This is a genomic window from Campylobacter concisus, assembly GCF_002914005.1.
Classification (GTDB): Bacteria; Campylobacterota; Campylobacteria; order Campylobacterales; family Campylobacteraceae; genus Campylobacter_A; species Campylobacter_A concisus_N.
Genome location: NZ_POZU01000059.1, coordinates 1 through 24,550, shown reverse-complemented (window position 1 = coordinate 24,550; position 24,550 = coordinate 1). Strand labels below are relative to the sequence as shown.

Below are 24,550 nucleotides of genomic sequence, written 5' to 3'. Positions count from 1 at the left end.
AATGCTGCTAAATGATGCATTAGATGCGCTTAAATCTAAATTTAAATTAAAAATAGATAGTGAAATTTTGCCTATCAGTATGACTCTTGGTAAAACATTGGCAAATGATGTAGTGGCGGTAAAAGACTTACCATGTTTTGATAACTCTGCACTTGATGGCTTTGCTGTGAAATTTGAAGATAAAGATAAGCCATATAAAATAGTTGCAAGTGCCTTTGCAGGCGATAAAGAGCAGCTAAGCATCGGCAAAAATGAGTGCGTGAAGATAATGACAGGTGCTAAGATGCCAAAGGGTGCTGACACGGTCATGAGGTTTGAAGACTGCATCGTTGAGGGCGAGTTTGTAAAAGCGCCAGAGAAGCTTAAAAAAGGTGATGCCTACCGCTTTAAAGGCGAAGAGGCGAAAATAGGCGAAATTCTCCTAAAAAGTGGTGAGATTTTAAATACAAGAAGCGTGATGATGTTAGCGGCTCAGGGCATAAGCTTTATAGATGTAAAAAAGCAGCCAAGCATTGCAGTTTACTCAAGCGGAAATGAGATCATTGAGCCTTGGCAAAGAGCGAGCGAAGATGAAATTTACAACGCAAACGCCTTTGGCATCACCGCACTTTTAAGCTCCATAAGTCAAAAAAGCTCATATCTTGGCATCATAAAAGACGATCTTAGTGCCGTAAAAGAGGCATTTTTAAACGCTGCAAACTACGACATTGTTATCTGCTCTGGCGGAGCAAGCGCTGGCGAGGCCGACTTTATGAAAATAGCTCTAAGCGAGCTTGGATATAGCGAAATTTTCTCACACCTTGATATAAGACCTGGCAGACCTTGCAAGGCTTACGAAAAAAATGGTGAGCTTGTCTTTGTGCTCCCTGGAAATCCAATGGCAACTTATGTCTGCATGATGATGCTTGTTTTGCCTCTTTTAAAAGAGGATTGCTTTGTGATGCAAAATGCTACAAATGCACAAAATTTAAAGGTAAAATCAGGCAGGATCAATGCCATTTTTGGAAATATTGAAAATGATAAATTTATATCAACAAATGGTGGAAGATACGGCTCTGGTATGATAGATCATATTTTAAAAAGCACTTTTATGTTTTTAACTAGCCCAGATCAAAGCGAAATTTTGCAAAATAGTGAAATTTCTCTTATAAAACTTCCATAAAATCTTGACAAATGAAAAACAATCTGATAGAATGCGGACTTCATTTTAACTGCGGGAATAGCTCAGGGGTAGAGCACAACCTTGCCAAGGTTGGGGTCGCGAGTTCGAATCTCGTTTCCCGCTCCATCTTTTTTATACTCATTTTTTTACTTTCCACAAAACTTTTTGCAAATGAAGTCAGCATTTATCCTATGTATTGCGTTCTAAATGATCAAGTTTCGCTTAGTACTTTTGGCTTTGATGGCGAAGACAATGAAATTTTAAACCTAGAGGGCAAAAGAGCAGCCAAGATAGATATCAAAAAACTCTATGAAATTCTAACAGCAAATTTTAAAACATATAATGACAAAAGCGGTGGAAGCGTTGCTTTTGTGAAAAACTGCTCTATTATGGATGAGATTCAAATGCAATTTTTAAGATCGATTAGCGATGAATATCCTGGTATCAGCATAAGCGATCTTAGCATCAGCCCACAAAATAAGCTTCCAGCAAATTTCAAAGAGCTCGTTTTAAAAAATATCTTTTTAGGTGATCAAAATAGTCAAAAAGGTACATTTAGAGCATCATTTGAAGATGTTGATCTAAGTCTAAAAAGCATCTATTTTAAATTTAGCTTTAACGCTAAGATGCCAGCCTTAATAGCAATAAATTCAATGAATACAAACCACATTTTAAGTCTACTTGACTATCAGCCAACGATGATTGAGTTTGGCAAATGGCCAAAAGATGCACTTTCTAGCTCAAATAGCCTGGCTCTTATAACAAAAGTGCAGATAAAAAGCGGTGAAATTTTAACCAAGCGCCAGTTTAACGCCATAAGCTTAGTCAAAAAAGGTCAAATGCTAAATGCGGTTTTAAGCGAGGATGGCGTTAAGATAATAGCTGAAGTAAAGGCACTTGAAGATGGAAATTTAGGCGATATGATAAAGATAAGAACAAAAGATAATAAAATTTTACAGGCTACAGTTTCAGGCAAAGATGAGGCAGTGATAAGATGAAAAAGATAGTATTTGCAGCCACTGGAGCAAGCGGAGCTGGGCTTTTTTTAAAGCTTGTCAAGGCTGCCAAAGATAGTTGCGAGGCGCATGTCATAGTTAGTAAAAACGCCATGAAAGTCTTGGAGGCTGAAGAGAATTTAAAGCTAAATTTAGATGATCTTGGAGTAAAAATTTATGATGATTTGGATCTTGGCGCAGGCCCAGCGTCAGGCTCATTTGGCACAGATGCTATGATCATAGCGCCCTGCTCTACTAATACTTTGGCAAAGGTTGCAAACGGCATAAGTGACACGCTCATCACAAGGGCCGCAAGTGTCGCGCTAAAGGAGAGGCAAAGGCTGGTTTTGGGAGTTAGAGAGATGCCATTTTCTGCCATCACACTTTCTCAGATGCAGCTTCTCTCATCTCTTGGAGCCATCATCGCACCGCCAGTTTTGGGCTACTACACAGGCATAAAGAGCCTTCTTGATATGGAAAATTTCGTCATTGGCAAGTGGCTCGATGCCTTAAAAATCGAAAATAATCTTTACAAAAGGTGGCAAATTTGAAAAAATCTTGCATCTATCCAGGGACATTTGATCCCATCACAAACGGCCATTTAGACGTTATCATAAGGGCTACAAAAATTTTTGACAAAGTGATCGTCGCAGTCGCAAAAAGTGACAGCAAACAGCCGATGTTCGCACATGAAAAACGCATCGAAATGGCAAAAGAGGCAGTTTGCGAGCTAAAAAACGTAAGCGTTCTTGGCTTTGATAATTTGCTTGTTGATTTTGCTAAATCACACGGCATAAACACCGTTATAAGAGGACTTCGTGCGGTTAGTGACTTTGAGTATGAGCTACAAATCGGCTACGCAAACGCAGCTCTTTGGGACGAATTTGAGACAGTTTATCTTATGCCAAGCTTAAATAACGCCTTCATTTCAAGCTCGATCGTCCGCTCGGTCTTACGCCACGACGGCGACGTGAGCAACCTAGTGCCAGCAAAAATTCTTAAAAATTTAAAGGCGTAAAATGTATGTTTTGTTTGAAGGCATTGACGGCGTTGGCAAGAGTACGCAGATAGAAATTTTAGCTTCTAAATTTAGTGATGCCATCGTCACAAAAGAGCCAGGCGGCACGCAGCTTGGTGAAAATTTGCGAGAAATTTTACTAAGCTCGAGCATAAAAATAGGCAAAAGGGCTGAAATTTTACTCTTTTTAGCAGATAGAGCCGAGCATTTTGAAAAGCTAATCCAACCAAATTTAAGTAGGCTCATTTTAAGCGATAGAGGCTTTATCTCTGGCATCGCCTACGCTTTGGCAAATGATGAAAGCTTGGACGAAAACGTGCTTTTAGAGCTTAATAAATTTGCACTAAATGATAAATTTGCAGACAAAATAGTCTTTTTTGAGGCGAGCTCTGAGCTAATAAGCGCTCGCCTCAAAAATAGAGGCACAAGTGATAAGATCGAGGCTCGCGGTCTAGAATATCTTTTAAAAGTGCAAAGCCTGATGAAACAAATTCTTATCAAAAATGGATTTGAAACGCTTTTTATAGATGCATCTAAAAGCATAGAGCTAATTTCAAAAGAGATAGAAAATTTTATAAATTTTAAGTAAAATCACAAAAAAATAAAAAGGATAATGCGATGATAACGGCACTTCGTGGCATGAAAGATATGCTCCCAACTCGTGCAAAACTTTACGCACGAATAATAAAAACCTGCGAGGAAGTCGCAAAAAACTACGGATATGAGCAAATTTTGACCCCACACCTCGAAGAGACGGCGCTTTTTAAAAGAAGTGTCGGTGAGAGTAGCGACATCGTGGGTAAAGAGATGTATCAGTTTGAAGACAAAGGCGGCAACGATGTTTGCTTGCGTCCTGAGGGCACAGCTGGCGTGGTTAGAGCCTTTATCGAGGCAAAACTTGACAGGGCAAACGTGACAAAACGCTGCTTTTATCACGGTTCGATGTTTCGCTACGAGCGCCCACAAAAAGGCCGTTTAAGGGAGTTTCACCAGTTTGGCTGCGAGTGTTTTGGCGAAGGCAGTGTTTACGAGGATGCGAGCATTATCTTGATGGTGAGCGAAATTTTTAACAGACTAAACATAAAAACAACCCTAAAGATCAACTCCCTTGGTGACGAGAGCTCGATGAAGTCTTACAAAGAAAAACTTGTTAAATTTCTAGATGAAAATGACGATAGAATTTGCGAAGACTGCAAAAGACGTAAGCTTTTAAACCCTATCCGCGTGCTTGACTGCAAGGTCGAGAGCTGCCAAGAAATTTACAAAAACGCTCCAGTTATCACTGATAGCCTAAGCAATGAGGCGCAGGCTGATTTTGCAAAACTGCAAGAAATTTTAACGGCAAATGGCATTAAATTTGAGATAGATACTAAGCTAGTTCGTGGGCTAGACTACTACTGCAAGACAGCGTTTGAGTTTATAAGCGACGAGATTGGCTCTCAAAGTGCAGTCGCAGGAGGCGGCAGATACGACAGACTGGTTGAGTATCTTGGCGGTAGAGCCAGTTACGGCGTTGGATTTGCGATGGGCGTTGAGAGGATAATGGAAATTTTAGGTGAGGCCGAAGATGAGCGAGCTGGAATTTATCTTTGCGCGCTTGATGCGCCAAATTTAGACTTTGTCTATGTGCTTGGTTCAAAGCTTCGCAAAAAATATCAGGTTGAAATTTCATATGAAGCTAAAAAACTTCAAAAACATCTGCAAAATGCCGACTCAAAAAAGGCGAAAATTTTCCTTTGTGTGGGCGAAAACGAGATGAAAGAGAATAAAATTTGGTATAAAAATTTAGAAAATAAAGATGAAAAAACGATAAATTTAGATGAGCTTGAAAAGGAGCTGGGATGAATGATTTTGGACTTAGCATTTGGGGCAATTCAAATTTTGTTATAGAAGATGGCAAAGTCTGTATAAATGCAGCCAGCAAACCAGCGATCATCGACATCGTAAAAGAGATAAGAGACGATGGATATAGAGGGCCGCTACTGCTTCGCTTTCCGCACCTTATCCAAAAGCAGATCGAGCAGATCCACGCAAGCTTTGCAAAGGCAAAGAAAGAGTTTGCCTACAAAGGTAGCTTTAATGCCGTTTTCCCGCTTAAGGTCAATCAATATCCTGGCTTTGTAAAAAATCTAGTGCGTCTTGGCAAACCCTACAACTACGGCCTTGAAGCTGGTAGTAAGGCTGAGCTACTTTTAACTATGGCTTACAATAACGAAAAAGCTCCAATAACCGTAAATGGCTTTAAAGATAAGGAGATGATAAATATAGGCTTTATCGCCGCTGAGATGGGACACAACATCACGCTAACGATCGAGGGCTTAAATGAGCTTGAAGCGATAATCGCCATCGCAAAAGAGCGCTTCAAACCAAAACCAAAGATCGGACTTAGAGTAAGACTGCACTCGACAGGCTCGGGACTCTGGGCAAAAAGTGGCGGCATCCACTCTAAATTTGGACTAACATCAACCGAACTGATAGAAGCTGTAAAGATGCTAAAAAAGGCAAATTTACTTGAAAATTTCACAATGATACACTTTCACATCGGCTCTCAAATAAGCGAGATACATCCGCTCAAAAAAGCACTCATCGAAGCTGGCAATATCTACGCTGAGCTTAGAAAAATGGGCGCCTCAAATTTAAAAGCGATAAATTTAGGTGGCGGTCTTGCGATAGAATACTCGCAGTTTAAAGAAGAAAGCAGCAGAAACTACACACTAAACGAATATGCAAACGACGTTGTTTATATGCTTAAAACTATAAGCGAGCAAAAAAAGGAGATCGAGCCAGATATATTTATAGAGTCAGGTCGCTACATCGCCGCTTCTCATGCACTTTTGGTTGCTCCCGTGCTTGAGCTATTTTCTCAAGAATACACCGAAGAGAAGCTAAATTTAAAGAAAAATAATCCAAATTTGATAACCGAGCTAGTCGATCTTTATAAATCAATCAAACCTTCAAACGCCCTAGAATACCTACACGACGCTATCCATCATACAGAAAGCGTTTTAACACTCTTTGATCTAGGCTATGTTGATCTTCAAGATAGATCAAACGCAGAGGTGCTTTTAAGGCTAATTAGCAAAAAAGCTGTCGTGATGCTTGGCAACAAGAGCAATTCAAGCGATCTAACTAAAATTCAAAAAGAGGTTCAAGAGAGATACCTACTAAATTTCTCGATCTTTCAAAGCTTACCAGACTTTTGGGGTCTAAAGCAAAATTTCCCTATCATGCCGCTTGACAGGCTCGATGAGCGCCCTACTCTGCCAGCTTCGATCTGGGATATCACCTGCGATAGCGACGGCGAGATCAGCTATGATGACGAGAAAAACCCACTACTTTTGCACGATGTGGATGTGGAAAAAGAAGATTATTTCTTGGGATTTTTCCTAGTTGGCGCATATCAAGAGGTGATCGGTATGAAACACAACCTCTTTACCCACCCAACAGAGGCTACGATAGAGCTTTTAAATGATGGCTACAAGATCACAAATTTACTAGAGAGCCAGTCGATCCTTGATATTATGGAGGATATGGACTATGATATTTATGAGATCCAAGACACTCTAAACGAGCGCTTAGTGAAATCAACTTTGATAAACGAAACACAAAAGAAGCAAATTTTAGGCGAACTTTATCTATTTTTAAATGATAATAGCTACTTAAAGACAATCAACTAAAAAGGAAAACAATGCAACTAGCAAACAGAATGCAAACATTAAGCGAATCAATCACAATCGCGATCAGTACAAAGGCCAAAGAGATGAAGGCTGCTGGCATCGACGTGATCTCGCTTTCAGCTGGTGAGCCTGACTTTATGACTCCAAAAAAGATAAGAGAAACTGTAAAAAACGCACTAGATAACGATAATAAAAGCGGTAAATACACGCCAGTACCGGGCCTGCCAGAGGTTATAGAGGCCATTAGAGCAAAGCTAAAAAGAGATAACGGACTTGATTATAAAGCAAGCCAAATCGTCACAAATATCGGCGCAAAACACTCACTTTTTAATGTATTTCAAGCGCTTATCAACCCAGGCGACGAGGTCATCATCCCTTCTCCATACTGGGTGAGCTACCCTGAGATCGTTAAATTTTGTGGTGGCGTGCCAGTATTTATCGAGGCGGATGAGAGCACAAATTTTAAAATCACAGCCGAACAGCTAAAAAAAGCGATCACGCCAAAAACAAAAGTTTTTTCGCTAAATCACCCGACAAATCCAACTGGAGCTGTATATACGAAAGAGGAGATCGCGGCATTTGGCGAGGTTTTAAAAGGCACTGACATCATCATTACAAGCGATGAAATTTATGAAAAAGTGATCTACGGCAAGAAATTTCACGCAGTAGCCTCAGTAAGCGAGGATCTTTTTAAAAGAACAGTCACGATAAATGGTCTAAGCAAGTGTGGAGCGATGCCTGGCTGGAGATTTGGCTATATCGCAAGCTCGATGGACTGGCTAATCGCTGGCATCAAAAAGCTACAAAGCCAAAGCACAAGCAACATCAGCTCGATCGTGCAAATAGGCGCTATCCCGTCACTTCTAGGCGAAACTGACGAAGATATCGAAAATATGAGAAAAGAGTATGAAAAAAGACGCGACATAGCAGTTGAGATGATAAATGCTATCGCTGGGCTAAGCGTAGTTAAGCCTGATGGCGCGTTTTATCTATTTGTAAAATGTAAAGATGTAGATAGCGACTCACTTAGATTTTGCAAAAAGATGCTTGAAGAGGCGAACGTAGCGACCGTGCCAGGTGTGGGCTTTGGCATGGAGGGATACTTTAGAATTTCTTTTGCGACAGACATCGAGAGCATAAAAAAAGCGATCGAGAGGATCGCAAATTTTGTAAAAAGCTACAAAATTTAATGATCAAATTTAGAGTAAATGGCAAAATTTTCGAGCTTGAAAACGATATAAATGTTTATGATTTTTTAGCTCAAAATGGCTATGAGCTTAAATTTATAGCCCTTGAGCGAGACGGAGAAATTTTGCCAAAAAAGCTTTGGAGTGAGCGCTTCATGAGCGAGGGCAAAGCTTATGAGATCGTCACTTTAGTTGGCGGTGGATGAGGAGAAAATGATAGAGATTGTATTAAACGGCGCAAAATTTAAGGTGCCAGTAAAGAGCCTTGGCGAGCTAAAAGAGCTTGCTCTTGGCGATAAAGAGAGTGAAATTTATAAATTTTTAGAGAAATTTAACGCGACAAAGCCAGACATTTTTATCGTTGATGGCTTTGCTATAAAAGAAGATAGCGAGCTAAAAGATGGCTCAAACGTCGTATTTATAAGGCGTGGCGTGATGCCTGAGCGTGAAGTTTTACGCGCGATGATCGCCTCACGAAACAGCCCTGAGCTAAATTTAGCCCTAAGCAAAGCCGTGATCGGCGTGGCTGGACTTGGTGGTCTTGGCTCAAATATCGCGCTAAGCCTAGCTAGAGTTGGCGTAAAAAAGCTAGTCCTTGCCGACTTTGACGTCGTTGAGCCAAGCAATCTAAACCGCCAGCAGTATTTCGTCCGCCACATCGGCTTAAAAAAGACGCAGGCGCTTAAAGAGCTGATAAATGACGTCAATCCCTTTGTTGAGGTCGAAACTCACGATATATTTTTAGATGAAAAAAACGTGGCTAACGTCTTTGGCGAGTGCGAAATTTTATGCGAAGCCTTTGACAACGTCGCTGGTAAGGCGATGATACTAAACGAAGCTGGTGCTAGTCTAAAAGATAAAAAGATCATCGGTGCCTCTGGTATGGCTGGACACTTTAGCTCAAATCTCATAAAAACCATAAAATTTGCCAAAAATGTCTATCTTTGTGGCGACCTCACAAATGAAGCAAAGATCGGTCAAGGGCTCATGGCACCGCGTGTTGCAGTCTGCGCAAACCACGAGGCAAATTTAGCCATTAGGCTACTTATGGGCTTGGAGGCGTAAGTTGCAAAATAATAGCTTGATCCTTGGCGGCAAGGAGTTTCAAAGCCGCTTCATCCTTGGCTCTGGCAAGTACTCGCACGAGCTCATCGACTCAGCCATAAACGAGGCTGGAGCGCAGATCCTAACCCTTGCTCTTAGGCGCATAAACGAGAGCAAAGAGCGAAATATACTCGACTTTATCCCAAAAGGTGTGACGCTTTTGCCAAACACAAGTGGTGCTAGAAACGCTAAAGAGGCTGTTCGTATCGCCCAGCTCGCACGTGAGCTTGGGTGTGGAGAGCTTGTTAAGATAGAGATCATCACTGACTCTAAATTTCTCTTTCCAGACAACGCTGAGACGATAAAAGCCTGCGAAGCCTTGGCAAATGACGGCTTTGTGCCGATGCCTTATATGTTTCCGGATCTAAACGCCGCAAGAGCGATGCTAGCCGCAGGAGCTAGCTGCATAATGCCTCTAGCTGCACCCATTGGCTCAAACCAAGGGTTAGTTTTTAAAGATATCATTGAGATTTTGATAAATGAGCTTGATACGCAGATCATCGTAGATGCAGGTATTGGCAGGCCTTCACAAGCGTGCGAAGCGATGGAGATGGGAGCGGCTGCAATAATGGCAAACACAGCTATCGCCTCATCAAAAAATATCCCACTCATGGCAAGAGCCTTCAAAGAGGCTATCATCGCTGGTCGCAACGCTTATCTAGCAGGCCTTGGCGCAAAGAGCAAGAGCGCAAACGCCTCATCTCCGCTCACTGGATTTTTAGACTGATGAAATTTACTAGAACCGACCACATGCAGCTACTGCCTCACATGCAGGATGTTGGCAGCGAGATAATGAATGAAATTTTAAAAGAGCGCGCGAGCTACAAACCTGAAATTTACACCGAAGCAGACGTAAAAGCGGCTCTTAATGCAAAGCACTGCTCGCTTGAAAATTTAAAAGCCCTACTCTCGCCTGCTGCAGCGCCATTTTTAGAGCAGATCGCCCAGCTTGCTCAGGCAAAGACAAGGGCAAATTTTGGCTCAAACGTCACGCTTTTTACCCCGCTTTATATAGCAAACTATTGCGACAATCTCTGCGTTTACTGCGGTTTTAACGCCAACAATAAAATAAAAAGGGCAAAACTAAGTGATGAAGAGATCACAAGGGAGCTAAGAGAAATTTCAAAGAGCGGCTTGGAAGAAATTTTGATCCTAACAGGCGAGAGCGAGACCAACTCAAGTGTGACTTATATCGCAAACGCCTGCGCTTTGGCAAAGAAATTTTTTAAAGTCGTTGGCGTTGAAATTTACCCATTAAATTCAGATGGCTACGCCCTGCTTCACAAAAGCGGCGTGGACTACGTGACCGTCTTTCAAGAGACCTATAATCCCACAAAATATGAAAAAATCCACCTTGGCGGCAATAAAAGAATTTTCCCATACCGATTAAACGCGCAAGAGCGAGCGCTTCTTGGAGGCATGAGAGGGGTCGGCTTTGCGGCACTTCTTGGCATAGACGACTTTAGACTTGATGCCTTTGCGACCGCATTTCACGCAAATTTGGTGCAAAAAAAATATCCGCACGCCGAGATCGCATTTTCATGCCCAAGGCTTCGTCCTATCATAAATAATGACCGCATCAATCCACGTGACGTGGGTGAGCGCGAGCTTTTACAAGTGATCTGCGCTTATAGGATTTTCATGCCAACAGCCAGCATAACCATTTCAACCAGAGAAAAGGCAAAATTTCGCGACAACGCCGTAAAGATCGCTGCAAACAAGATAAGTGCTGGCGTAAAAGTAAGCATCGGCGCTCACGGCGAAGAGAAAAAGGGCGACGAGCAGTTTGAGATAAGCGACGACAGAAGCGTGAACGAGATCAAGGCTATGCTAAAAGCAAACGGCCTAGAGCCATTAATGAGCGAGTATGTCTATGTTTAAAATTCTCTGCATTGCCGACTTTGAAAGCTATAATGGTGATGACTTTTTAAAGAGAATCCAGCTACTTTGCAAGGCTGGCGTGGATGAAATTTTACTTCGTGCAAAGGGGCTAAACGAGGCTGATTTTTATGATCTTGCTAGGGTTGTGGCTCAAATTTGTGAAAACTACCGCAAGAAATTTATCATTAATCAATTTTTTGACGTAGCTTGCAAGCTAAAGAGCGACTTTTGGCTCACTTCGGCGCAGCTTGAATTTTTTAAAAATCACGGCGTTTTTTTAGATGAATTTAGAAAAATAGCCAAAATTTACGCCCCAGCTCACGACCTAGAGCAGGCTAAAATTTCAGCCTCTATCGCTGACGTGCTCGTTGCTTCTCATATATTTGCCACCTCTTGCAAGGCGGGTTTGGAGCCAAAAGGGCTAAATTTTATAAGCGAGCTAAAAAGCTTTGATAAAGAAATTTACGCACTTGGCGGACTAGATAGCGGGAACTACAAAGAGGCTATAAAAGCTGGCGCAAACGGCATTTGCTTCATGAGTTTAGCAATGAACGGCGATATGGAGCTTATAAAAAAGATAGTAGAGAGCAAAAACGGCTAAATTTAGTATAATAATACGTAAAATTTTACTCATTTTTGCTAGCGATATATGTTTTTATATCAAATATAAGTAGCGTCACAAGCGATGGCAGCATATAGGAGTTTAGCACTAAAAGCAGCGACTTTGTCAAATTTGACTTTATTAAAGTCTCTATGTCAAGGCTGCTGTTGTAGTTAAAAAAATATAGCAAGGCAAACTCGCCAACAAGAACTATGCGAGAGATCTTTAGCAAGATGTCATTTCCCAGTCTTGCAAATTTATCATCGACCACAAGCGACAAAGTGATCCAGCCAAGCAGCCAAATTGAGCAGGCTAAAGCATAAACAGTAATGCTTTCATCAAATTTTTCAAGTAGTAAAAATACCAAAGGTTGCAAAAATACAAGGCTAGCGATAAACCAAAGAAGTGAGCTAAAGGCTAGCAGGCAAACACAGCCAAAGATAGAAATGGCAGAGATAAAGCCAAAAACCTCTAACCCAAGATAGTAGGCCAGCGCATAGGATAAAAAAGAAAAAAACAAGCCAAATTTTAATAACAAGTCGCCACCTATTTGCAAAGGCAGTGGCTTTTAAATTTAGGCTATCTATCAAACCCATTTACGAGATTTTCTTTTGTTTTGGACGAAATACTTTCATGACATTTTCGTCAGTTTCAATAAATGCTCCCTCTATCAAGTCAATGCAGTACGGAACTGATGGAAATACCGGCTCCAAGCACTCTTTTATAGCCTTTGGCTGACCTGGTAAATTTATGATGAGTGCATGGCCTCTGATGCCTGCTGTTTGGCGTGATAGGATCGCTGTTGGGACGTATTGCAGGCTTGCAGCTCTCATTAGCTCACCAAAGCCTGGCATCATCTTCTCGCAAACCACCTCAGTAGCCTCTGGCGTAACGTCTCTCACTGCCGGTCCTGTGCCACCGGTAGTGAGCACAAGGTCGCAGCCAAGCACGTCCACCATGTACACAAGCCTCTCTTTTATCAGCTCAAACTCATCTGGTATAACCTCGTAAAAGTACTCACGCTCGCTCACTATCCAGCTGTCAAGCACCTCTTTGATCGCTGGACCTGATTTGTCCTCGTATGTGCCTTCGCTTGCACGGTCAGAAAGGGTTAATATACCTATTTTTGCTTTCACTTTTTCTCCTTTAGTAGTTTTCATTTAAAATTTTTGCCAGCGTCTCTTTATCTACGCTCTCATAAGCAAGCAGATATGAGCTGATCTTTGCGATCTGCTCGTTTGTACCCTTTAAAAAGGACATTATCTCTTCTTTTGCTTGTTTTAAAATTTCTTCTACATCATTTGGATTAGGGACAAATGAACTTCCCATGCCGTATTCATAAACCATCTTTGATGCGATCTCTTTGGCTAAATTTAGATCACTACTTGAGTTTGAAAAGATGTCATTTTCATCTATCTCAAGCTTGCACATACCAGCGATGAGCACCTTGATACGAGATATCATCTGTGACTTTGACTCGATCTCTTGCTCTGTGGCCATGAATCTATCTTCTATAAGAGAAATTTTTTCAAATTTTACATCAAACCAGTAAGCACTTAGCGCCTTTGCTCCTTGATAGATGGCTTGAATTTTCTTCTCGTTTTCGCTATAGCTTAGCACCTTTTTCTTGCCAAGCAAGACCTTGTTTAAAACAGCCTCAAAATCTCTCATTTTAAGCACGCTCTCGCCATTTCTTAGGGCATTTATCGCAGCTTCATTTACAAGCGTACTAAGTGCTGCACCTGAAAAGCCAACGCTCATTTTAGCGATATCCTCAGCCACCACTTCGCAGTTTTTATCTTTTAGATATGTGTTTAAGATCGCTACCCTATCGTTAAAATCAGGCATAGAAAGAAAAATTCTCCTATCAAAACGCCCTGATCTAAGCAGCGCCTCATCGATCATTTCGATCCTATTTGTAGCAGCTATGACGATGACACCTGAGTTATCTTCAAAGCCATCCATCTCAGTTAGTAGCTGATTTAGCGTAGCTTCTCGCTCGTCGTTTCTAGTCCCACCCCTGCTCTTACCAACAGCATCTATCTCATCGATAAAGATGATTGAGGGCGCATAGGACTTGGCCCTACTAAAAAGCTCTCGTACTCTCTTTGCGCCCATGCCGACATAAATTTGAACAAAGCTTGCACCATTTTGATAAAAAAATGGCACATTTGCCTCACCAGCAACTGCCTTTGCCACAAGCGTCTTACCAACGCCTGGAGGGCCGATCATTAGTACACCTTTTGGCATTTTGATACCAAAATTTCTATATTTTTGTGGATTTTTTAGAAAATCAACTATCTCACTAAGCTCGCTTTTAACCTCGCTAATACCTGCCACATCGCTAAATCTCACATTTGAGATGACTGGCATCGTGTTTTGATTTAGCACGCTTTCTATCTCAAATGCGCCCTCTTTTTTGCTAAGCAAGCTCTCCTCTTTTTTCCTGATACTTCTAAAGATATAAGCGTACCAAAGCACGAAGCAGACAAAGATGATAAAACCCCAGATCATGCCAGGAGTGATGTATTGCTTAGTCTTTTCAACAGGTACTTTTTTAATAAGCTCTTTTAGATCGATGCCCTCTTTTATGATTGAAAAACGATTGTTTTGTGCATAAAGCACGACTTCATCGTCATCGATTACAGCGCGGTCTATAAAATTTCCATCCATTAGCTGCATATATTGCGAATATGTGATATTTCGTGGCTCTTTGCTAACGGCAAATAGCAATACGCTGATTAATGCGACAGCTGCGATTATTAGGATATTTTTCTTATTAAATTTAAATTTTTGCATAATTGGCATCTGGCTTAACTTCATATTCGCTTACCTCCACCCACTCTTTTGTTATATCTTTTTGGCTTAAAATTTTAGCTTTGTTGTAAAACTGATCAAAACCTTCGTAAAACTCACCATTTTTTTGCTCGACTAAAATTTTCAAAGCTCCGTTATGCTTTTTTCTAAAATTTTCATTATTTTGCAAAGCTATGCCTTGTAAAATTTTTAGCCTACTTTTTGCCACATCTCCGCTAACATCGCTTTTTAGTGTAGCTGAGTGCGTATCACGCCTTGGCGAATAGACAAAAGCGTGCAGATGTGTGATAGGAAATTTCTTAAAATTTTCCACAGCCTCTGTCCATATCTCCTCACTCTCACCAGGATGACCCACGATGTAGTCCGTGCCAAGGGCAAAGCCAAGTGAGCTAAGCTCATTAAAAAGTTCCAAATCACTAAATGCGTTATTTCGTCTTCGCATGATCTTTAGCATAGCCTGACTCGTGTGCTGAAGTGCGATGTGCAAATGACGCTCCAGCCACTCTTCTTTTAAAATTTCTCTAAAGCTCTCATCTATCTGGCTTGGCTCGATACTTCCAAGCCGAATGCGTCTAATGCCAGAAATTTTACCTAAGTTTGCCAAAAGCTTACCAAGAGAGCTATTTGTATCTTTGCCGTAACTGCCTATATTTGTGCCAGTTAGTACGAGCTCATTATAGCCGTTTTGGGCTAAAATTCTTGCCTCTTTTAATATCATAGCCTCATCCATGCTTCTAGCCTTACCACGAACCGAAGGGATGATGCAGTAGCTGCAGCTAAAGTTGCAGCCTTCTTGAATCTTTATAAAAGCCTTTGTGTGATTTTCATAATTTGTAACTATATTTTTATCGACTGAGTTTAAATTTCCAAGCTCAAAAAATGGCTTTTCTTGCTTTAAAAGCTCATTTAGATCGCTCTTTTTACTAGCTCCAAGTACGCCAAATATACCGCTATTAAAAAGCTCTTTGCCCTTGCTAACCGCTCCACATCCAGTCAGTACCACCTTTGCCCCGCGCCTTTTTACGCCGTTTATGTAGTTTCTGACACCGCTATCGGCAGAATTTGTAACTGTGCACGAGTTTATGACCACGATATCAGCGCTCTCTTCATCATTTGTGATCTCGTAGTCCTTGATGTAGCTTTTTAAAAGCTCAGTATCATAGATATTTGTGCGACATCCAAATGTTTTAAAAAATATCTTTTGCATTAAGAATTTTCGCTCTCTTGCTCGCTATGAGCGGTATGATCGCTTGGATTTTCTTTTTTGCCTATAAACATGGTTTGTGTTGGATAAGCGATCTTTATATCATCTTGAGCTAAAAACGCTTCTATAATCTCAGCGCTAATAGTGCTTCTAAGAGCCAAAGTCGCATAAGAATTTGCCATATACCAGCATGAGACATTTATACCATAAGGCTCAAAAAATGTATAAATTCTTGGCTCGACGTTTGGATTTTTGATGCTGTACTGGCTTCTTAGTTTATTCATCTGGCGTTTTGCGATATCAGTGTAGCCTTTTGAGTATTTTTTAACGACATTTCTTGCTAGATACACAGCCTTTTTATGATTGCTATCAAAGCTTATAACGATATCTATACCATCCCAAACGGTCTTCATACCATAATGAGCATAGTTTGCGATGAGGTCGGTAAAGATATAGTTATTTGGCACAAAGATAATTCTACCTGCACGGCGGTTTGTCTTATAAGTCGAGTAGCTAACATCCTCAAAAACGGTCAGCCTAAGTAAAGAGATATCGATCACATCACCCACAAATTCACTACCATCATGAAGCACTCTAATCCTGTCACCCACATGTATAGAGCCGCCAAACATGATCACCATCCAGCCAAGCATACTCATAAACATATCTTTCATCGCAATGGCGATACCAGCCGAAGCAAAACCTAGCACGGTTACTAGATATGTGACGTTTTCGATATACGAAAAAAGTAAGATTATAATGATAACGGTGATATTTAAAACGTTTAAAAATTTATTGACTGTGTAAAATCTCTCATTATCGGTAATTGTTCTTTTAACGATAAATTTAGCGATAAATGTTAGCCCGATCGTCAAAAGAATGATGATAGCTGTATAACCCATGCTTAAAAACTGAGCTTTTATATCAGAGGTGGTTAAATTTATAGCCTCATCAGCCCTTTTTTCATAGACATTATAAGTTGTATCCGCGATCTGTTTTGCAGCTTTAAAGTCACCTATTTCTTGTTTTATCAAGTTTAGGCTTTCTCTATTTTGCACATTTTCTTCTATCAAATTTAGTCTATTTAGTAAATTTTCTTTTGTTTCAAGCTTTTCTAAAAGCGTATCAAGCTCTTTTATATGCCTTTGATACTCGATCTTATCACTCTTTATCTTTTTGATATACGAAAAGCCAGATATAAGTGCAACAGGACTTGTTATCCTTGGTGGAGTATCCATTTCAGGGGCTGCTAGCATATTTGAAAATGGCGTTTTTTCATACTCTTTTAGTAAATTTATCTGCTCTTTTAGAGTTTGGATTCTCTTTATGATATCGCTGCCTCTTCTTGAGCTTTTGTCCAGTTTCTTTAGTTCATTTTCATTTTTTTCAAGCTCATCAATAAGCCTTTGATAAGTGTTATAGTTAGCATACCTTGTGATCCAGATATTGTTTTTTAAGGAGTTATCTAGATTTGAAATATCTTTAATAAGCTCGTTATTTTGTAAATTTTGTGAGACATTTTGCTCAAGCGTAACGTTTTCTTCGGCATAAAGGGTAAAGCAAAAAAGTATTAAAAATAGGATCTTTTTCATTTAAATTCTCTTAAAATTTTTAAAACGTCTTCTTTTTTGACGTCATTTTTGATGATCGCACTGCCGATTTTATCTGCAATGATGAAATTTATCTTATCATCTTTTGTCTTTTTATCCATAAAAAATGCCTCATAAAATGCATTTTCGTTTTGTATTTTATAACTTACCGGAAGATCAAATTTTACTAAAACCTGCTTGATCTCTTCAGTCTCTGCCTCGCTCATGAGTCCTAGTTTTACGCTTAAGCGATTTGCCATATTCATGCCTATTGCTACTGCCTCGCCATGTAAAAATTCTTTATAATTTGTCTCATTTTCTATAACGTGAGCAAAGGTATGGCCGTAGTTTAGGATAGCTCTTAGCCCCTTTTCCTTCTCATCTTGCTCAACCACTTTTGCTTTTAAATTTATAGACTTTTCAACCAGCTTAGCTAAATTTTCATCGTCTAAATTTACGCTCTTTAGCCAATCAAACATCTCTTTGTCAAAGGTTATCGCCATTTTTAAAGCCTCGGCCACGCCAGCTGCAAATTCTCTCTTTGGCAATGTCTTTAAGAAATTTATCTCGCAAAAAACTGCCTTTGGCTGATAAAATGAGCCTATTAAATTTTTGCCAAATTTGTTATTCACACCCGTTTTTCCACCCACACTCGCATCAACTTGCGCTAGAAGCGTAGTTGGAATATTTATGAAATTTATTCCTCTTTCATAGATGCTCGCCGCAAAGCCAGTCATATCACTTATGACGCCACCGCCAAAGGCGATTAACGTAGATGAGCGATCAAATTTGCTCACAAAAAGCTGCTCTAAAATTTGCTCTACCGTTTCAAGGTTTTTATACTCTTCGCCATCAGGTACACTTATGATAAATTTCTCATCACACTTCAAAATACTAAGTAGCTTTTCAAGATGAAGCCCCGCTACTTTAGCGTTTGTAACGATGCCAACCTTACCTTTTAGCTCTAGTCTCTCAAGCTCGTTTATATAAATTTTATAGCTTGATGCTTTTTCTTTAAGATTTAAGTTTATCTGCATTTTTACTCACTTACTGGCACAAAAAGCTGTGCATTTTGGCTTAGTTTTTTATAAAGCCTATTTAAATTTGTCGATAAAAAGGCAAATGCCCCACCATTTGCCACGCTTTTAGTAAACATCACAAAATGAAGCAAATCTTTTGTATTTTTTAGTTTTACAAGCGGATTTTTAAGATTGTGATTTTCTATCTTTATACGTTTAGAAAATAGCGCGCTAATGCTCTCAAAATGCTCTCTTAACGCCTCATCATCGCTATGCTTATTATCAAAATAGTAAAATTTCATCTCCAAATCAAGCTGTGCACAGCAGTCTGTTATCACAGCTGATTGATTCTCCACCTCTTGACTTTGATCGCCTAGTATAACGCCCTCTTTTATATTTGAGAGCAAAATTTTGCCTGTTTTTAGCACTGGAAGTTTTAGCTCATAAAATAGCTTTTTAAATTTAAAAAAGTACTTATCATCGCTTAAGATTAGACCGATATCGTGCTTTAAAACGTCATATTTTATAGATTTGTTATCACTATTAAAATAATCCATCAAAACGATGATATTTTTCTCTTTTATCGCTTTTAAAGTATCTAAATTTTCACCTAAAGTTGGATTTATTACTCTAAAAAAAAGGCGTTTATTATTTAGCTTTGAATGCAAATACAAGCTATCCTTTATGAGCTTGCTAACACGTTCTTTATCCATCGAGATCATATCGATCAGCACATAGATATTGCTACCAAATGGACTTGGAAACTGCCCACTTTCACGCTTGATCGAGCGATAAACATTTTGAAGCACATTTGGATCACCAACGATTAGTAATATATCGCTTGGCTGTATCATTACATTTGGCTTTGGCAAGATGATCTCGCTGCCTCGATATATGAGAGCTATTCGCCATTTTTTTTGAGCTACTGAGCTGATGTGACGATACATATAAGAGCTACCTATTGGCACCTTAACTTCCATGATCTCACCCTCGCTAAGCCCGATATTATCGGCTAAAACCGGCAGATCTGGTAAATAGTCCATAAGCCTTGATGCTGCAATATCTCTGATATCAACCACGCTTAAGTGTTTATCGCTTGCAAATATTTCTTTGCATTTTTCATCAAGCTCCCATGAGCTCATAAAAACAGTCTCGGTCTTTGTGCTGATCTGTCTTAAATTTTCATAGACTGCAATCGCCTCATTTTTATCATCGCAAACTATACAAAACTGACTAAAATAGCCATCGCTTATGCTTTTTAGCTTTGAAAGACTAGTTGGATCAAACTGGTAAAATGTAAAATTTTCATAATTTGATTTTTGGCTGTAATCTTCGCTTGAAACAACGATATAGTGATGTAAATTTGATTTTGTTTCAAGTAGTCTATTTAAAAAATTTCTTGCAAAAGTTCCATCTGCGATTATTAAAATTTTCTTCATCAATTCTCCGTATTTTAAAGCTCACATTATAACAAAAGGTCTTTAAAATAAGCTATTTTGGCTATAAATTTAGAAATTTATAGCCAAGAAAATTTAAGAGATTATTTCAGAGATTAGTGTGTCGATTGCTAAATTTGTAGCCTTATTTATCGTATCAAAAATAGTACTTGAGCTTGGATCTGGGCAGAAAATTTCTTTTGTGATCATGCCTGATTTTAGCGAGGTGTTTGCATTAAATAGCTCATAGGCTAGCGAAACTTCGGCCTTGTCACCTCTTATTTGAAGAGAGATAATGCTTACTTTTAGTCTAAGATCTTTTGCATTTGGTGAAAATATCGGCTTAGCAGCACAGTTTGAATAAAGCCCTTTTACAAGTGATTTATAGACCATTTCGCTTGGCTCAGAGACAAATTTAGCATCGCTTAGGTATCTGATTTTATTATTTTCAGCCACGATCAAAATTTTTCTAGTATCAACCATGTCAAGAGCACTCACGTTTTCTATGAAGACATTTTTTAGCTCTTTTTGCTTGTTTTCAGCTGAGCACTCTTTGTTTGAATAGTGGATTTCATACATCGTAGCTTGCGGCACATCTGTCTTTAGTGAGCAACCAAGAAAGAAAAAAGCAGTCGCTATGTATATCAAATTTCTCATTTCTTATCTCCTTTGTCGTTTGAGACCGGATTTGTGAAGAAAAACTCGTAAGGATTATCTTCGAGTCTTTGAAGCGCACCTCTAAACTCCCGAAGCGTCTTGTCAAATCCATTTAAAAAATCACTCGCTTCTCTTAATAACGGCCCAACTGTATTTCTAAGGTCGTACTCACCGTCTTTTGCTTTTGCGGTGATAAATTCTTGCAACGAATTATATCCAGTAATAGCCGAATTTGCCGATACAAAAACTTGGTTTGCATTTGAAATTAGAGTGTTTAAATTTTTAACAAGCTCTTTTGTGTCGGTTTTGTTTAAAGTGTCTGTAAAATTTTTCATATTTTTAACGATACTATCAACCTCACTTAGTCCCTCTTCATCTGTTAAAACTTGTGTAAATTTATCGATATTTTTAAGGATCGACTCTACGTGAGCGATATTTTCAGGAGAAAAAAAGTTATCGACCTTGTCAAGGGTTTGATTTATCTTTAAAGTGATATTTTCTGCATTGTTTCCAAGTTTTGAAAACAAGCTCTCTTCAAGTTGCAAGACAGGCTTTTGATCTGGTAAAAAATCCTTTGTGCCACGGCTTATATTTATACTAGCAACGCCGCTAATAGCCTGAACTTCAATACTTGCAATACTGTCAGCTTTTATCGGCAGATCTTCTCTTATCTTCATAGTGATGTTTATAAGAGCGTTTTTGTCATCAACAAAATTTATATTACTGACCGTTCCAGCTGGTACACCGATAAATTTAACTGTTGAATCAACCTTTAGGCCACTTGGTAGCTCAGTTGTATGAATGTAGTACTCTTTAAAATCAACCTTTGTATTGTTTTTGCTAGTCATCCACCAGATAAATATCGCAAAAGCTGTAAGGCAAGCCATAAAAAACATGCCGACAATAGTATAAGAATTTCTATTTTCCATCTACTTTTTCCTCATTTTAAATAACTCTTCAAGTGGGTTGTTTTCGAGATATTCAAGCTCTTTTATATTTCCCTCAAAGGCTATTTTTTTGTTATCTATTATCAAAAATCTATCCAAAATATCAAAAATACTATCTGCATCATGAGTCACCATAACAACTGTAACTCCGATACTATCACGCAGTTCTTTTATAAGTGCGTCCATCTGGCGCGAGCTAACAGGATCAAGACCGCTGTTTGGCTCATCCAAAAATAGCACTCTTGGACTCAGCACCAAAGCCCTTGCCAGCGCAGCTCTTTTTTTCATACCGCCACTTAGCTCGCTTGGATAAAGCATAGAAACTTCTTTTTTAAGCCCAACTTTTTGTATCCAAAACATCGCTATCTCATCAATCTGACGTTTGTTAAATTTAGAGTACTCATGAAGCAAAACACCCACATTATCAAGGATCGTCATCGAGCTATAAAGTGCTCCAAACTGAAACATCGTTCCACTTTTTAGCTTTATCTCTTGCTGCTTCTCTTGACTACTTTTCCACATATTGACACCATCAAAAAATATATCGCCCTTGCTTGGCTTTTTTAGATATATCATCGTCTTCATAAGCGTCGTTTTACCAGCGCCACTGCCACCTAAAAAGCCGTAAATTTCAGCCTCTTTAACGCTCCAGCTCACATTATCGTGCATTATCTTGTCGCCATAACTTGTCGTTATATTTTTTCCAACTATTATCTCGTTCATATCTTTAGCCACATAAAAATTATCGCAAAAAATGCATCAAGCGCGATAACCCAAAATATCGCATTTACGACGCTAACTGTTGTCATTGCTCCAAGACTCTGAGCATTTTGACTAACGCCAAATCCTCTCATGCATCCAATGATCGCTATTACCGCACCAAAAAATGGAGCTTTTATCATACCAACAGCAAAGTGCCTAAGCTCGACCATCTCGCGAAATCTATTTAGATAGTCACTAAAGCTGATATCAAGTATCGTTTGGCAAATGATCATCTGCCCTAAGATGCTTATCGCGTCAGCTATAAAGATGATGACAGGCACGCAAAGCACCATGGCGATGATGCGCGGCAGCACCAAGAAGTTAAAAGGCTCAAAGCCCATTGTCTTCATCGCATCTATCTCTTCGGTTAGCTTCATAGCGCCAATTTGCGCAGTAAAACTAGAGGCCGACCTGCCCGCCACAACGATAGCAGCGATGAGCGGTGCCACCTCTCTAAGCGTTAGCATGCCCATGATCTCGACTATAAATATACTTGCGCCAAAGCTTGCAAGCATCGCACTACCAAGATAAGCAAGCACGACGCCTATCAAAAAAGCGGTGAGGGATACGATAAAAACGGCATTTACGCCGCCATCTTTTATGTAGTTACTAAATTCCCTAAATCTAAGACTGGCTGGATTAAATAAAATTTTTACGCTTTTTATTAAAAATTCGCCCAAGAATGTGCCAAACTCAGCTAAATTCACAAAACCTTCATAAATTTTTTCACCAAGTCGTGAGAAGAAATTTAGACTATTATGCGGTGGCATATAGTTAAAATCAATCTTTTCATCATTTAAAAGATCGCCCATTTCCTTTATCTTCTCGTCATTTGTGATGATCTCAAATTTCTTACCATTTAATGCATTTCTTAAAAGTATCAAAACAGCGTAATCAATGCTCTTTAGCTCACTAAAGTCAAATTTAACATTGCCGTTAAGCTTTTGGATTTTTTTAAAAATGCTTTGTAAATTTTTAGCCTCTTTGTAGCTAAACTCGCCTGCAAATTTTATGGTCGCAGTGCCGTTTGCTTCGGTAAAAACGATATCATTTCTTTTTTGCAAAAAGTTCCTTTGCCTTAAAATTTCTGGATTATATTATAAATTTTGTTAAAATAAAAAATCAAAAATTTTAAGGACTTAGATGAAATTTGAAGTTATAAAAAAAGATGGCAACGCAAGGCGAGGCGTCCTAACAACCGCTCACAGCGTGATACAAACGCCAGTTTTTATGCCAGTTGGCACGGTTGGCGCAGTTAAAAGCCTAGATGCCTTTGATATGAGTGAAATTTTAGACGCAAAGATAATCTTAGCAAACACCTACCACATGTACTTGCGCCCTGGCAGCAAGGTCGTGCGTGAGTTTGGTGGGCTTCACGGCTTTTCTAAATTTGATCGCTCATTTTTGACTGATAGCGGCGGATTTCAAGCATTTTCGCTTAGGTCAAACACCAAAAACGATGATGGCGGGATAAAATTTAAAAGCCACATCGACGGTAGCACGCACTACTTCACGCCAAGATCCGTCCTTGACACGCAGTATGACCTAGGCAGCGACATCATGATGATACTTGATGACCTAGTCGCCTTGCCTGCTGAGCCAAAAAGGATAGATCTCAGCATAAAACGAACGATAAAATGGGCTAAAGAGGCGATTGATTACCACAAATTTATGCAAAGCAAGGGCGTTGGCTTGCAGCAAAATATCTTTGGTATCGTTCAAGGTGGCACCGACTATGAGGCACGTAAATTTTGCGCGCAGGCACTAAATGAGATGCCATTTGACGGCCTTGCGATCGGCGGTCTAAGCGTTGGCGAGAGCAACGAGGCGATGTATGATACGGTTGAGGCGGTTATGCCATTTATGGATGAACTTAGGCCTCGCTATCTAATGGGCGTTGGCACACCAGAAGATCTCGTGGAAAACGTAGAGCGAGGCGTTGATATGTTTGACTGCGTTATGCCAACAAGAAACGCAAGAAACGGCACACTCTTTACTAGCTTTGGCAAGATAAATATAAAATCAGCGAAATTTATAAACGACCACGCGCCAATCGACCCGCAGTGTCAGTGCTATACCTGCAAACGCTACTCAAGAGGCTATCTAAATCACCTTTTCAAGGCGAGGGAGCTCACATTTTTTAGACTAGCAAGTCTTCACAACCTGCACCACTATCTAAATTTGATGAAAGAGATGAGAGAGGCGATAGAAAGAGGCGAATTTGCCAAATTTAAGAAAAATTTTTATGCTAAAAGGGTAAAAAATGAGCTATAAAAGTTCAGTTTGTGGATATTTTTATGGCGATGAATACGACTATATTTTACTTGTTTCTTTTACGCAAAAGCAAAGCTATAAATTTTTATTTAAAAATGGCAAAATTTACAAAGAAGATTTTGATCACGAATGCGATAAAAACGAGTTTGAAGCGGCTCTTAAAAAACTATGTAATGAATATGCAAACAAAATTTTAGAACATCAAGATGAGCTAAACGAG

General features: G+C 39.5%; 25 protein-coding genes, 1 tRNA gene and 1 pseudogene. 16 read left to right on the top strand and 11 right to left on the bottom strand.

The annotated features are described in order from the left end of the window. Position 1: 1 nt before the first annotated feature. The 14 genes from CYP54_RS06490 (at position 2) to CYP54_RS06425 (ending at position 11,625) form a co-directional block, all read left to right on the top strand. Positions 2 to 1,162, top strand: a complete 1,161-nt coding sequence (locus CYP54_RS06490; RefSeq protein WP_103604627.1) for a molybdopterin molybdotransferase MoeA — start codon at positions 2 to 4, stop codon at positions 1,160 to 1,162. 51 nt (positions 1,163 to 1,213) lie between these two features. Beyond that, a tRNA-Gly gene (locus CYP54_RS06485) sits at positions 1,214 to 1,288 on the top strand. A 65-nt stretch (positions 1,289 to 1,353) separates the two neighbouring features. Further along, the gene (gene flgA / locus CYP54_RS06480) at positions 1,354 to 2,160 is read left to right on the top strand and encodes a flagellar basal body P-ring formation chaperone FlgA (RefSeq protein ID WP_103604626.1); all 807 of its coding nucleotides are present in this window, start codon (positions 1,354 to 1,356) and stop codon (positions 2,158 to 2,160) included. Continuing rightward, entirely contained in the window at positions 2,157 to 2,708 is a 552-nt protein-coding gene (locus CYP54_RS06475) for a UbiX family flavin prenyltransferase (protein WP_103604625.1), read from the top strand. Before flgA ends, CYP54_RS06475 begins: the two co-directional genes overlap by 4 nt. Further along, positions 2,705 to 3,175: a pantetheine-phosphate adenylyltransferase gene (gene coaD / locus CYP54_RS06470; RefSeq protein ID WP_012001782.1), complete on the top strand. Its 471-nt coding sequence runs from the start codon at positions 2,705 to 2,707 to the stop codon at positions 3,173 to 3,175. The genes CYP54_RS06475 and coaD overlap by 4 nt, the downstream gene beginning before the upstream one ends. 1 nt (position 3,176) lies before the next feature. Beyond that, entirely contained in the window at positions 3,177 to 3,764 is a 588-nt protein-coding gene (gene tmk, locus CYP54_RS06465) for a dTMP kinase (RefSeq protein ID WP_103604624.1), read from the top strand. A gap of 29 nt (positions 3,765 to 3,793) precedes the next feature. Continuing rightward, positions 3,794 to 5,020: a histidine--tRNA ligase gene (gene hisS, locus CYP54_RS06460; protein WP_103604623.1), complete on the top strand. Its 1,227-nt coding sequence runs from the start codon at positions 3,794 to 3,796 to the stop codon at positions 5,018 to 5,020. Beyond that, positions 5,017 to 6,852 carry a biosynthetic arginine decarboxylase gene (gene speA / locus CYP54_RS06455; protein WP_103604622.1) on the top strand — a complete coding sequence of 612 codons (1,836 nt, stop codon included), beginning with the start codon at positions 5,017 to 5,019 and terminating at the stop codon, positions 6,850 to 6,852. Before hisS ends, speA begins: the two co-directional genes overlap by 4 nt. A gap of 11 nt (positions 6,853 to 6,863) precedes the next feature. After that, positions 6,864 to 8,042, top strand: coding sequence for a pyridoxal phosphate-dependent aminotransferase (locus CYP54_RS06450; protein ID WP_103604621.1), 1,179 nt, complete (start codon positions 6,864 to 6,866; stop codon positions 8,040 to 8,042). Beyond that, the gene (gene thiS / locus CYP54_RS06445; RefSeq protein WP_103604620.1) at positions 8,042 to 8,245 is read left to right on the top strand and encodes a sulfur carrier protein ThiS; all 204 of its coding nucleotides are present in this window, start codon (positions 8,042 to 8,044) and stop codon (positions 8,243 to 8,245) included. The genes CYP54_RS06450 and thiS overlap by 1 nt, the downstream gene beginning before the upstream one ends. A 7-nt stretch (positions 8,246 to 8,252) precedes the next feature. Next, complete coding sequence (thiF, locus tag CYP54_RS06440; RefSeq protein ID WP_103604619.1) at positions 8,253 to 9,104, top strand: sulfur carrier protein ThiS adenylyltransferase ThiF; 852 nt, start codon at positions 8,253 to 8,255, stop codon at positions 9,102 to 9,104. A gap of 1 nt (position 9,105) precedes the next feature. Then, a complete protein-coding gene (locus CYP54_RS06435) occupies positions 9,106 to 9,870 on the top strand; it encodes a thiazole synthase (protein WP_103604618.1) in 765 nt (254 codons plus the stop codon). Next, on the top strand, positions 9,870 to 11,024 hold the full coding sequence (thiH, locus tag CYP54_RS06430) for a 2-iminoacetate synthase ThiH (RefSeq protein ID WP_103604617.1): 1,155 nt from the start codon (positions 9,870 to 9,872) through the stop codon (positions 11,022 to 11,024). Before CYP54_RS06435 ends, thiH begins: the two co-directional genes overlap by 1 nt. Beyond that, on the top strand, positions 11,011 to 11,625 hold the full coding sequence (locus tag CYP54_RS06425; RefSeq protein WP_230853317.1) for a thiamine phosphate synthase: 615 nt from the start codon (positions 11,011 to 11,013) through the stop codon (positions 11,623 to 11,625). Before thiH ends, CYP54_RS06425 begins: the two co-directional genes overlap by 14 nt. A 25-nt stretch (positions 11,626 to 11,650) precedes the next feature. Here the strand turns inward: CYP54_RS06425 and CYP54_RS06420 are convergent, their stop codons facing one another. The 11 genes from CYP54_RS06420 to CYP54_RS06370 form a co-directional block, all read right to left on the bottom strand. Continuing rightward, positions 11,651 to 12,181, bottom strand: a complete 531-nt coding sequence (locus CYP54_RS06420; protein ID WP_181001536.1) for a hypothetical protein — start codon at positions 12,179 to 12,181, stop codon at positions 11,651 to 11,653. A gap of 40 nt (positions 12,182 to 12,221) precedes the next feature. After that, positions 12,222 to 12,761: a molybdopterin adenylyltransferase gene (mog, locus tag CYP54_RS06415; protein WP_084041370.1), complete on the bottom strand. Its 540-nt coding sequence runs from the start codon at positions 12,759 to 12,761 to the stop codon at positions 12,222 to 12,224. Between the two features lie 10 nt (positions 12,762 to 12,771). After that, positions 12,772 to 14,424, bottom strand: a complete 1,653-nt coding sequence (locus CYP54_RS06410; protein ID WP_103604636.1) for an ATP-dependent metallopeptidase FtsH/Yme1/Tma family protein — start codon at positions 14,422 to 14,424, stop codon at positions 12,772 to 12,774. Then, positions 14,411 to 15,649 (bottom strand): tRNA (N(6)-L-threonylcarbamoyladenosine(37)-C(2))-methylthiotransferase MtaB, encoded by a 1,239-nt coding sequence (mtaB, locus tag CYP54_RS06405; protein WP_103604616.1) that lies wholly within the window; start codon positions 15,647 to 15,649, stop codon positions 14,411 to 14,413. The genes CYP54_RS06410 and mtaB overlap by 14 nt, the downstream gene beginning before the upstream one ends. Next, a complete protein-coding gene (locus CYP54_RS06400) occupies positions 15,649 to 17,238 on the bottom strand; it encodes a mechanosensitive ion channel domain-containing protein (protein WP_103604615.1) in 1,590 nt (529 codons plus the stop codon). The genes mtaB and CYP54_RS06400 overlap by 1 nt, the downstream gene beginning before the upstream one ends. Continuing rightward, complete coding sequence (aroB, locus tag CYP54_RS06395) at positions 17,235 to 18,272, bottom strand: 3-dehydroquinate synthase (RefSeq protein WP_103604614.1); 1,038 nt, start codon at positions 18,270 to 18,272, stop codon at positions 17,235 to 17,237. The genes CYP54_RS06400 and aroB overlap by 4 nt, the downstream gene beginning before the upstream one ends. Positions 18,273 to 18,274: 2 nt before the next feature. After that, positions 18,275 to 19,693, bottom strand: a complete 1,419-nt coding sequence (locus CYP54_RS06390; protein WP_103604613.1) for a COG3400 family protein — start codon at positions 19,691 to 19,693, stop codon at positions 18,275 to 18,277. A gap of 93 nt (positions 19,694 to 19,786) precedes the next feature. Continuing rightward, positions 19,787 to 20,347, bottom strand: a complete 561-nt coding sequence (locus CYP54_RS06385) for an ABC-type transport auxiliary lipoprotein family protein (protein ID WP_103604612.1) — start codon at positions 20,345 to 20,347, stop codon at positions 19,787 to 19,789. Next, a complete protein-coding gene (locus tag CYP54_RS06380) occupies positions 20,344 to 21,276 on the bottom strand; it encodes an MlaD family protein (protein WP_103604611.1) in 933 nt (310 codons plus the stop codon). The genes CYP54_RS06385 and CYP54_RS06380 overlap by 4 nt, the downstream gene beginning before the upstream one ends. Then, a complete protein-coding gene (locus CYP54_RS06375) occupies positions 21,277 to 22,017 on the bottom strand; it encodes an ABC transporter ATP-binding protein (protein WP_103604610.1) in 741 nt (246 codons plus the stop codon). Beyond that, complete coding sequence (locus tag CYP54_RS06370) at positions 22,014 to 23,120, bottom strand: MlaE family ABC transporter permease (RefSeq protein ID WP_103604609.1); 1,107 nt, start codon at positions 23,118 to 23,120, stop codon at positions 22,014 to 22,016. Before CYP54_RS06370 ends, CYP54_RS06375 begins: the two co-directional genes overlap by 4 nt. Positions 23,121 to 23,199: 79 nt before the next feature. Between CYP54_RS06370 and tgt the strand changes: the two genes are divergently transcribed. Continuing rightward, the gene (gene tgt, locus CYP54_RS06365; protein ID WP_103604608.1) at positions 23,200 to 24,330 is read left to right on the top strand and encodes a tRNA guanosine(34) transglycosylase Tgt; all 1,131 of its coding nucleotides are present in this window, start codon (positions 23,200 to 23,202) and stop codon (positions 24,328 to 24,330) included. Then, a pseudogene (locus CYP54_RS06360) lies at positions 24,320 to 24,550 on the top strand (CorA family divalent cation transporter); the annotation flags it as partial. The gene tgt and the pseudogene CYP54_RS06360, both read left to right, overlap by 11 nt.